The organism is bacterium (genome assembly GCA_037131655.1).
Lineage (GTDB): Bacteria > Armatimonadota > Fimbriimonadia > Fimbriimonadales > JBAXQP01 > JBAXQP01.
In genome coordinates, this window is sequence record JBAXQP010000075.1 from 1 (window position 1) to 10371 (window position 10371).

Sequence of the window (10371 nt, forward strand, 5' to 3'; positions counted from 1 at the left end):
TCACAGATTGTTAGCCACTTTGCTTCTACCCCCGATCATATCGTGCCCGAAAGTCGGGAGATACTAGCTTCGCCGATAAAGCTTCTAGTCGAGACGGCTGATGGGGTTTTAGATTGGGTTAGCGAAAAGCCGGTAATCACCCAACCTGCCCCTGGTGCAGTTACTTGGGAGAGCCATAGTCAAGCAGGTTCGTTAGGTTTATTCTGCTCGGCTAAGATGGAGATGGATGGGTATTTAATCTATCGCCTCGTTCTCAAGGCTGAAATAGAAACAGTGGTGCAAGATATTCGCCTTGAAATTCCCTATGTGGACGATGTAGCCAAGTTTATGGTCGGTATGAAGCATAAAGGGGGATTGAGGCCGGATAAGTGGCAGTGGGAATGGGATGAGAACTCCCCTGCCCATCAATATTGGGTTGGCAATACCAATGCAGGACTTTATTGCAAGCTGAAGCATTCATTCGACGCATGGGATCTCCATAACCTTAAGGAAAGCGGTTTTCCGTCGGGTTGGTATAACGAGGGCAAAGGGGGGTGCTTATTTGGGACTGACAAATCAGGTGCATACTCATCCTGTGCATATACCGGTCAGCGTGTCTTGAAGGCGGGCGAAGAGCTTGAACTGAGGTTTTCTTTACTAGTTACTCCTGTCAAACCTCTCGATTATGCCCGTTTTGATCAGCGTTACTATCATTGGGCTGAGGATATCGTTTCTGTTGATGAGTGCCTTGATTCGGGGGCGACAGTAATAAATATTCATCACGGCAATCTGCTGAACCCCAATATCAACTACCCGTTCAACCATACCGACAAGCTGAAGGCCTACCTTGACGAGGCCCATGCGAAGGGCGCTAAGGTCAAGGTCTACTACACTGTGCGCGAACTTACCAACTGGGTCAAGGAAATTTGGGCGCTTAAAAGCCTTAATAACGAGATTTACACCGATGGTATCCGAGGCGGGCATAGTTGGTTATATGAGCACTTTGTTGATGGATACCAGAGAGCCTGGCACATGTATCTCCCTGATGGCCTTTGGGATGCGGCATTACTCACCAACGGTCTCTCCCGCTGGCACAACTATTACCTAGAAGGTCTTTCCTGGCTGATTAAGAATGTAGGAATCGATGGAATCTATCTCGATGGCATCGGCTATGACCGCGAGATCATGAAACGCGTGCGCAAGGTGATGGATCAGGCCAAGCCAGGGTGCCTAATTGACTTCCATAGCGGCGACCCCTTCCAGGAACAATACGGCTTGCTAAATGCTACCGCTGTTTATGCTGAGCATTTTCCATACATCAATACCCTCTGGTTCGGCGAGGGTTTTCTGCCTACGTATCCTCTCGACTTCTGGATGGTCGAGATGTCCGGTATTCCTTTTGGTTTGTTTGGAGAGATGCTTCAATACGGCGGCAACCTTCACCGGGGAATGCTATTCGGAATGCCCAACCGCATGTATCAAGAGACAGATGCTAGCCACATCTGGAAATTCTGGGATCTCTTCGGCATTCGCAACTCCAAGATGTATGGCTACTGGGACAGCGCATGCCCAGTCAAGACCAACCACTCCGATGTCCCTTGCACCATTTATCAAAAAGAAGGCAAAACGCTTATCTGCCTTGCAAGCTGGGCTGAAGACAAAGTGGAAGTAAAACTAACAATAGATTGGCAAACGCTGGGTTTGGATGAATCTAATTCCACCCTAACCGCTTATCCTATTACCAACCTACAAGATGCTGCCACTTTCAAAACAGATAGTCCAATTCCAATCGAACCGCAGCGTGGTTGGCTATTAATTTTAGAGAAATCGTAAGGCTTATTTTCGCAAAATTCATTATAATCATCCCGCCTTTGAACCGATAATTCAAGTGATGGTTAATGGTTCAAGGAGAGAAGCGAGATGAGCGCCGTTATTATCGCCTTCCCAAATGCAGTAACTGATATTGAGTTCAATCGATCACACGATAACGCTAGTACGGTATCTATTGATGATCTTATAGAGGTTGTCGCGAGTCAAAGCACTTTGCCTAATACGGATGTCGCTGCCTCCGTAATGGGCTTTATCGAGCAGTTACAAACAGAGGTTAATAAGGGAAAGACCGTTAGCTTTGACGGACTTGAGATATCTTGTGCATCTGTTCCAAATAGCGCTGTTAAAATTCAGGTTACCAAGAAAACGGCCCAACATACCAACATCGCCCCTTATCAGACGAACAAAGAATGGAAAGCTACCCTCTTACAAGCAATTAATCTTCTTTATCTGCCAGGGATTAAATGCTAATTTAATATAAGCGCCTCATTTTCAACTCTGATGCGAAAGATGAGGATGTATTTTTTATCTGCTTTAACGACATTTGGGCAATATATGTTACCGATTTTACTTCAAACTCCATCTCTCTATGCTTCACTTGCTGAAAATGCTGCTTAGTTTCATTTCGCTAAATAAATTAAGCAGGCCTTACCCTTGTAAAGTCTGCTTAATTTATATCTGATGTTATAGATGTAAATAGTAGATGGATGATCCGGAGGGATCAGCAATGGACAGCGCTAATTTTGCCTCGGTGACACGTTATAATTTCGTTCTTATCCGGGCACATGCCAGCGGATCATCCATCTACTATTATCGGTTTATTTCACAGACATTTTGATAACACAATTGTCCCTAAGAATAATCCACACGGTCATTAGTACTTGACTTATAATGAGCCAACTTCTATAATGTAGATATCCATAGGGAAGCATAATTGAGCATTGACCCTGATGTCGTAGGCGTTCGTATTCTTATGATTATTGTTGAAGGGGATGCAGTTATTCAGGTGCCCCATCGGGAGGATCTATTGCACCGCATTTCGAAACTTGACTTTCTCAAAAATGAATCCTTCAAACGGTCCCAAATAGGGCTTTCTCTTGTCATCGTTTTAGCTTTTGGTACCGCTTTTTTAGCTTATGGAGTGGCATACAATGAGTCGGATACCCGAGGGGTTACTGCTGTTGCTTACTCACCAGATGGCAAACTGTTGGCAACTGTCAATGGAAGCATCAATATTATTCAGACTTCAGATGGCAATGTTCTAAAAACCCTCCCCGTTAAAAATGTAATAAGCATTGCCTTTTCAAACGATGGCCATACATTAGCTGCCGGAATACGAAATTCGAGCAAGAACATCAAGTTGTTGGATGTTGACAGCGGAAGACTGATTAATACCTTTGAATGCGCCTCATCAGATGTTTCAACCATTGCATTTGCTCCGAACGGACTTTCATTAGCCACAGGAAGTAGTGATGGGACAACCCGTTTATGGCGTATACCTAGCGGCGAACTTGTGAACGCCAATAAAATCTGCTGCCCTGTCAACGGGATAACATTTGCGCCCAATGGAAAAAAGTTTGCTACATGCAGTGGAAACTCAAATCACTCCGGCGAGGTTCGCTTCTGGAACACTTCAAACGGGCGGCTAATGAGGTCGCTTATCGGCCACAACCGATGCATACTTTCTCTCGCCTTTTCGCCTGATGGCAATGTGATTGCGAGCGGTGGTCTAGATGAAGTTGTAAACCTATGGCGGATTAACGATCTCAAGCTATTAGCATCCATGAAAACAGTATGCGCCGTTAAGTCAATTGCATTCTCTCCGAATGGCCAACAACTAGCTATCGGAGGCGGGAAAAAGAGCGAAGGTTTCATTCAGTTATGGTCAGTCCCAAATGGCAACTTACTTCGAAGCGAAATAGTGGATTCGAGGACAATAAAATGGGTTGGTTATTCTCCTAAAGGAGAATCATTAGTATCAGCTTCAGAAGATGCCCCTTCCTCTACTGATAATACTCGCCATCCTTTAGCTATTTGGCGTGTATCTGATTGGAAATTAGTTAAATCTTATGGTTTTTAATTTTATACAGCACTAGCTAGCCGATTGCTGTATAAATAGTCCGCTACCTTATTATTTCCCCGTACCATTCAACAGATCGGTAATATCTTCATGAGACCATCTTATGGGAGTTAGGCCAAGATTATCTTCAGCTCTAGGATCAGCTCCTTTAGAAATAAGCATCTCAACTGCTTCACGCATTCCACGTCTGGCAGCTAGATGAAGAGGTGTTGTTCCTAAGTGATCGATTGCGCCGACATCGGCGCCCTTTTCTAATAATAATACTGCGGCTTCGATATTGCCGTTTAGCATGGATATGTGTAAAGGAGTGTATCCGAAAACGTTCTCAGCGTTGACATCTGCGCCGTGGTTGATAAGTTTTCGCACTCGTTCGTTTTCAACTGATAGCACAGCCCAATGAAGTGGAGTCATCCCCTCAGATTGTTCGGGATCTAGGCCTTTGCGTCCGGGTGTTCTCATATTCTTACCTTTTAACATTCCAAAAGCGGCGTTAGAAGAAGAATAAGTCGCGCCGCCTTCAATAACATCAATACCAGCATCAATTTTCTCAGGCAACTCTACTATGCTCCTTCTACTAATATATTTCGATTACCGACACCAATCTAGCCACTATCATGTTGGAATAATTTACTTACAAGTTTCTATACGTTAAATATCGTCCTTCTAAGCGTACGTCTATATAGTATTTTTCAACTAATTATCATTCTTATCAAGTTATCTCAAAGAACTCAAGCTTTGCAGCGCTGATTCCTACACAAGCGAAGCCTTTTTGCGGTACTCTTTTTAGTTACAAATTGATAATCGGTATGATGCAAGGAGCGGGAATATGAACGATGGAATAATACTTTCTGTTTTTACAAAGCCGTGGACAATGCCCCTGCCCGAACTAGGTAAGTTCGTGAGCGACATTGGTTTTGGCGGCATCGAACTGCCGGTACGTCCTGACTATCAGGTTGAACCTGATAATGTCGTAAAGGGTCTATCGGAAGCCGCTAAAGTACTTGGCGACTTTGGGGTTAAAATAACAAGTATCGCCGGCGAGCAGACCGAAGCTATGATGGAAGGCTGCGCGAATGCGGGAGTGCCTGTTATTCGAATTTGTGTCGGCGTTGGCCCCGATGGTTATATGGCAACGGAGAAGAGACTTCAAAACGAATTCGATGCCTTAGTTCCTAAACTTGCTCAGTGGGGTGTGACCCTTGGAGTTCAAAACCACAGCGGTAACTCTGTATGCAACGCGATGGGTTTACGCCACTTGATTGAGAAATACGATCCAAAACAAATTGCAGCCATCTGGTGCGCTGGTCATAATGCGCTAAAAGGTGAAGACCCCGAGATAGCCATCGATATTGTTTGGGACATGCTCAGTATGGTATTTCTAAAGAATGCCATTTACGTTCGCGAAAATGGACCGGAAGCTGAAGTAGCAGAATATTATTCTTTCTGGACTTCCGGCCGACAGGGTCTCTCGAATTGGCCAAAAATAATTGCTGAGCTTAAAAGACGCAACTATAAAGGATGCATAAACCTCAACGCCGAATACTCGGACGACAAGTCAGTTGTTCGTTTGGTTAAAGAAGATATTGCCTTCGTAAAAGAACTCTTATGTCAGTAATGCAAGCACATCTTATAAAGGAAATCGCAATATGAGTACTGAAATCACTAAATCAATCGGGGCTAAAGATAAACAAATTCTTCGAGATTTGGCGAAACAGGTTGCGGAAATTGCAGCGCAACCTGTTCAGAAAGAACGCATCAAGAATTGGACAGCGTTAAACTCCCTCAAACCAAATCGTCCGATGGTCTTTGCCGATCCACAGAATGGTTGGGGGGAATTAACCCCGACCAATCCATGCCAATGTGAACACCCAAGTGTTAGTCATTGGGAATGGAATCTAAGAGCGTCTTTGATTCGCAATCAACTCATCAAAGATGACGCCCCTATAATTAACATCCTTGATGTTAATTGGGATATTAAAATAACTGGCTTTGGGTTAGCAGAAACTCAACACCGAACAGGTTTTGAGGGTGGATCTTATCGTTGGGAAGCACCTATAAAAACTGCCGACGATATGAAGAAACTCACCTTTCAAGAATTCGATGTCGATCGTGAAAGCACTGAGGCAACTTATTGCCTTGCGCAGGAGATATTCGGAGATATTCTCAACGTTCGCAAGGTTGGTGTGAATTTCTTCCGCTTTGGATTGACCCGAGTACTCATTCACCTTCGCGGCCTTGACCAGATGATGATTGACATGTACGAAGAACCCGAACTGCTTCATGACCTGATGGCTTTTCTTCGGGATAACCACACTCATTTCATGGACTTCTGCGAACGTGAAAATGTTCTCAGCCTCAATAACGGCCCCGAAATGATCAATGGCTCAGGCGGCAATGCAGTCAACACTGACCTTCCTGCCTCCGATTTCAATGGCACTGTTCGCTTAAAAGATATGTTCTGCTGGGGCGAATCGCAAGAAACCGTCGGCGTAGGCCCGAAGCAATTCGATGAGTTCGTTCTCGCCTATCAGCTTCCGCTAATGAAGCGTTTCGGCCTGGTAGATTACGGCTGTTGTGAGCCAGTTGATAACAAGATTGACTTGATAATAGCGAAGGTTCCCCAGCTTCGTTGGGTTTCGGTCTCCCCATGGGCAAATCGCGAAATGCTAGCACAGAAGATTGGCAACAAGTTTGTTTATGTTTACAAACCAAACCCCTCGCGCATCTGCTCCCCAACACCGGATTGGAAAGCGGCCGAAGAAGAAGTACGAGAAACACTGCGCATCGCCAAAGGATGCAACGTATCCCTCATCATGAAAGACACGTCAACCTTCCACCACCAACCCGACCGCATCACTCGCTGGTCGGATATGGCAAGAAGGATTTGCGAGGAAAGTGTTTAAAAACTTTGTAGGTAATGCTGATTTCCCTAACCCCCAAGCCTCTTTCCAATGAGGAATAAAAGGGATCAAAGGATCATTCAGTATCTAAGGCGTGGAATCTGCATGGTTGTTTTGGAAGGGTTGCTTCGGCACAAGCATCCTCGCAAAGACACGGAAAGAGAAAGACACTGGCGCTATGTGCTGAAAGCTGATGGGTGATAGCTGATAGCTATCACATTTGGAGGTTTGATATGCGTATTGCATTAGGGGCTGACCATGCTGGGTTTATTTTAAAAGAATATATCAAAGACCGAATACCTTCTTTGGGGCATGAGGTTATAGATATGGGTACGCATAGCGTAGAGTCGGTGGATTATCCGGATTATGCGCTTGCGGTCTGCACTGCTATCAATGAAAAGCAAGCCGATTTAGGAATCCTTTTTTGTGGCGCTGGGATTGGAATGAATATATCAGCTAATAAGAGACATGGAATCCGAGCAGCAACCTGTTCAGAATGCTATTCGGCACATATCTGCCGTGAACATAATAATGCAAACGTTTTATGCCTTGGAGAGCGCGTCACAGGTGTCGAATTGGCATGGGAAATTGCAAAAAGTTTTCTAGAATCAACCTATAGTTCGGAAGAAAGACACCAAAGACGCGTAGACAAGATAACTGCCTTAGAACAATATTGAATGAGAAGGTGAGCAATGAATTACTCAGTGAAACTGGAGCTTGGAAGCTACAAGGATCAAGTTCAATCGGCAGTTGATATTCTACAAAAACGAGAAGCGGCGCGCAAGATTTGGCTGCAAGACCCGACCCTTTGGAAATCAGATGAGGAGTCTGTCAAGTCGATTTCCAATCGGCTAGGTTGGCTTAATCTGGGAGCAGTAATGAAGAACCGCCTCCCCGAGCTTATCGAATTCGCGCAAGAGATAAAAGGGGAAGGTTTCACCGATGTGCTGCTGCTCGGCATGGGCGGTTCTAGCTTGTGTCCTGAAGTGCTTACCAGAACCTTTGGCAGCGCGCCTGGTTTTCCTAAGCTCCATGTCCTCGACAGCACAGTTCCAGCGCAAGTTACTGATTTCGAAAGTCGCGTCGACCTTGCTCATACTTTAGTAGTCGTCCCCTGCAAATCAGGCGGTACTGTTGAACCTAACTCCCTAATGAGCTACTTCTACGAAAAGATTAAAGATATCAAAGGCGATCAGGTCGGTAATAGCTTTGTCGCAATCACTGACCCCGGCACTTCGATGGTGGATACTGCTCAAGCAAATGGATTTCGACGTGTTTTCCTAACCCCGCCTGAAGTTGGCGGGCGATTTTCTGCTTTTACTTATTTCGGGATGCTGCCAGGCGCTCTTATTGGGGCGCGTATTGGAGCTTTGCTCGAAAACGGCGGCGAAATGGCAACTTTATGCTCGGAATCAAGAATAGATAACAACAATTTAGGCATTAAATTAGGTGCTGCTATTGGGGCGCTGGCATTAGAGGGATTAGATAAACTCACTTTCATCACTTCTCCAGGAATAGAGAGCTTCGGCGATTGGGTAGAACAGTTGATTGCCGAAAGCACCGGCAAAGAAGGAAAAGGCATTCTCCCCGTAGTCGGCGAACCTCTAGGTGAACCGGACGACTATGGCCAAGATAGAGTGTTTGTCTATCTCAAGCTGAAAGAGGCTAAGGCCGAAGCCCTTGAAGCCAAACTTAAAGTCTTATTAGAAGCCGGCTATCCCCTTATTACGTGTGAGCTAGAGGACACTCTTGATCTCGGCGCTCAGTTCTTCTTATGGGAATTCGCAACATCGATGGCGGGAGTTGTTCTTGACATTAATCCTTTCAGCGAACCAAATGTAAAAGAAAGCAAGGATATCACGCTAAGCCTCATCAAGAAGTACCAATCAACCGGCAATGCGCCGGAAGCGCCCGCTGGAACAATAGATACCGATTGGCCGGTTGAAGATATTTATCAAGCTTTGACAACTTTAATGGCAAAGGTAAACCCTGGCGATTATATCGCGCTTAATGCGTTCATCGAACACACAGAGGAAACGGAGGAGAAACTGCAATCAATTCGAGCCAAATTGATGAAAGCCCTCAAAGTGGCTACAACACTCGGCTATGGGCCGCGTTTCCTGCACTCAACAGGGCAATATCATAAGGGTGGACCTAATAAAGGTTTGTTTATTGAGTTTTTTGCTAAAGACCTTGAACCACTGCCTATTCCTGGCCAAGAATTCAGCTTTTGTATCTTGAAACAGGCACAAGCATTGGGCGACTTTGAGACGCTTCGAAAACATAACCGTCGGGCAATGCTGGTTAATCTTAAGTCAGATGTAATTGGTGGACTACAAAAACTTGTCGATGCAGCGATAACTATTAAATAAAAAGGGAATTTATAATATGCCTACAGATAGTCGGGTCAAGATTGCGCCTTCAATCCTAGCCGCAGATTTTGCTCGTCTTGGAGAGCAAATAACCCAAGCTGAAGAGGCGGGGGCGGATCGCATCCACATCGACGTTATGGACGGTGTGTTTGTACCCAACATCAGCATTGGTATACCAATCGTTCAATCAGTCCGTCGTATAACTCGCCTTCCGCTTGAAACTCACTTAATGATTGTTCATCCTGAAAATTTTATCGATGAGTTTATTGAAGCTGGCTCGGATACTATTATTTTCCATCAAGAAGCCACCCCCCATCTCCATCGAAGCGCTCAGACAATCAGAGCGTTAGGAAAAAAAGTCGGTATATCAATCAACCCCGGAACTCCTACCAACACACTCGATGAGATACTTGAGTATGTGGATTTGATACTATTGATGACGGTTAACCCCGGCTTTGGCGGCCAAATGTTCATCCCTAGCATGCTTCTTAAGATTGAGAAGTTAAGACAGACGTTAGATGAGCGTGGTTTAGAGAACGTTGAGATAGAGGTTGATGGAGGGATCGATCACAAAACAGCCCCCTCCGTAGTTAAGGCCGGCGCCACCGCCCTTGTAGCCGGTTCTGCTGTCTTTTCAGACAAGTCCAGCATTGCTGCAAATATGCAACGTCTTCTTGCAGTGGTATAAAGACATTCAACTATTATTGAAAACCCCAGCGCGGAATACCGTGCTGGGGTTTTATACTCTTCACTATTAAAACTGGTCAGATGCCAAAACAGATAATGATTTTATTGCGTACGCTTACCGTTTACTTTGGTGGTAGATATTAGCGTCTTAGAGTACTTCCACAGCCAACCAGTTGCCCCCTTGACCCAAGTGTCTTCGGAAACATCATCAATTTCCAATTTATTTAATTTCTTAGTTCCGGGGTCAATTATAGTAAGAACAGCATGCGTTTTTGTTTTCAAGTTAGCAGTGCTGTCTTTTAAGCTAAGAGTCGAAATCGTTGTGGTGATACTGATTGACTTCGCAGTTTGGATAATTTGAGTAGCGACCTGTTTAGCGCTGCCCAAACCAATTATCTGACCGGACACGGAAATTCCAGTGAAGTTAGGGTCATAATACTCAAAAGCGCCAACGACATTCTTATTTCCCAACGCGGTATTCATTTTGGTGTATCGCTTCTGAATTTCACTCTTTACGTCAGTT

10 protein-coding genes are annotated in these 10371 nt (G+C 44.9%); 8 read left to right on the forward strand and 2 right to left on the reverse strand.

Annotation, left to right across the window (positions count from 1 at the left end; translation table 11 throughout):
* The 3 genes from WCO51_05110 to WCO51_05120 all read left to right on the forward strand — a co-directional run.
* On the forward strand, nucleotides 1-1812 hold a 1812-nt coding region (locus WCO51_05110; GenBank protein ID MEI6512639.1), incomplete at its 5' end, for a glycoside hydrolase domain-containing protein.
* Between the two features lie 87 nt (nucleotides 1813-1899).
* A complete protein-coding gene (locus WCO51_05115) occupies nucleotides 1900-2280 on the forward strand; it encodes a hypothetical protein (GenBank protein MEI6512640.1) in 381 nt (126 codons plus the stop codon).
* 463 nt (nucleotides 2281-2743) lie between these two features.
* Entirely contained in the window at nucleotides 2744-3889 is a 1146-nt protein-coding gene (locus WCO51_05120) for a WD40 repeat domain-containing protein (GenBank protein ID MEI6512641.1), read from the forward strand.
* Nucleotides 3890-3940: 51 nt separating this feature from the next.
* Here the strand turns inward: WCO51_05120 and WCO51_05125 are convergent, their stop codons facing one another.
* The gene (locus tag WCO51_05125; protein ID MEI6512642.1) at nucleotides 3941-4444 is read right to left on the reverse strand and encodes an ankyrin repeat domain-containing protein; all 504 of its coding nucleotides are present in this window, start codon (nucleotides 4442-4444) and stop codon (nucleotides 3941-3943) included.
* Between the two features lie 271 nt (nucleotides 4445-4715).
* Here WCO51_05125 and WCO51_05130 point away from each other — a divergent pair, with 271 nt between their 5' ends.
* The 5 genes from WCO51_05130 to rpe all read left to right on the forward strand — a co-directional run bounded on the left by WCO51_05130 (nucleotide 4716) and on the right by rpe (nucleotide 9849).
* Nucleotides 4716-5504, forward strand: a complete 789-nt coding sequence (locus tag WCO51_05130; GenBank protein MEI6512643.1) for a sugar phosphate isomerase/epimerase — start codon at nucleotides 4716-4718, stop codon at nucleotides 5502-5504.
* 31 nt (nucleotides 5505-5535) lie between these two features.
* Nucleotides 5536-6792 carry a hypothetical protein gene (locus WCO51_05135; protein MEI6512644.1) on the forward strand — a complete coding sequence of 419 codons (1257 nt, stop codon included), beginning with the start codon at nucleotides 5536-5538 and terminating at the stop codon, nucleotides 6790-6792.
* 230 nt (nucleotides 6793-7022) lie between these two features.
* On the forward strand, nucleotides 7023-7466 hold the full coding sequence (gene rpiB, locus WCO51_05140; protein MEI6512645.1) for a ribose 5-phosphate isomerase B: 444 nt from the start codon (nucleotides 7023-7025) through the stop codon (nucleotides 7464-7466).
* Nucleotides 7467-7481: 15 nt separating this feature from the next.
* Nucleotides 7482-9161, forward strand: coding sequence for a glucose-6-phosphate isomerase (locus WCO51_05145; GenBank protein ID MEI6512646.1), 1680 nt, complete (start codon nucleotides 7482-7484; stop codon nucleotides 9159-9161).
* A 16-nt stretch (nucleotides 9162-9177) separates the two neighbouring features.
* Nucleotides 9178-9849, forward strand: coding sequence for a ribulose-phosphate 3-epimerase (gene rpe, locus WCO51_05150; protein MEI6512647.1), 672 nt, complete (start codon nucleotides 9178-9180; stop codon nucleotides 9847-9849).
* 101 nt (nucleotides 9850-9950) lie between these two features.
* Here rpe and WCO51_05155 read toward each other — a convergent pair.
* On the reverse strand, nucleotides 9951-10371 hold a 421-nt coding region (locus WCO51_05155; GenBank protein ID MEI6512648.1), incomplete at its 5' end, for a hypothetical protein.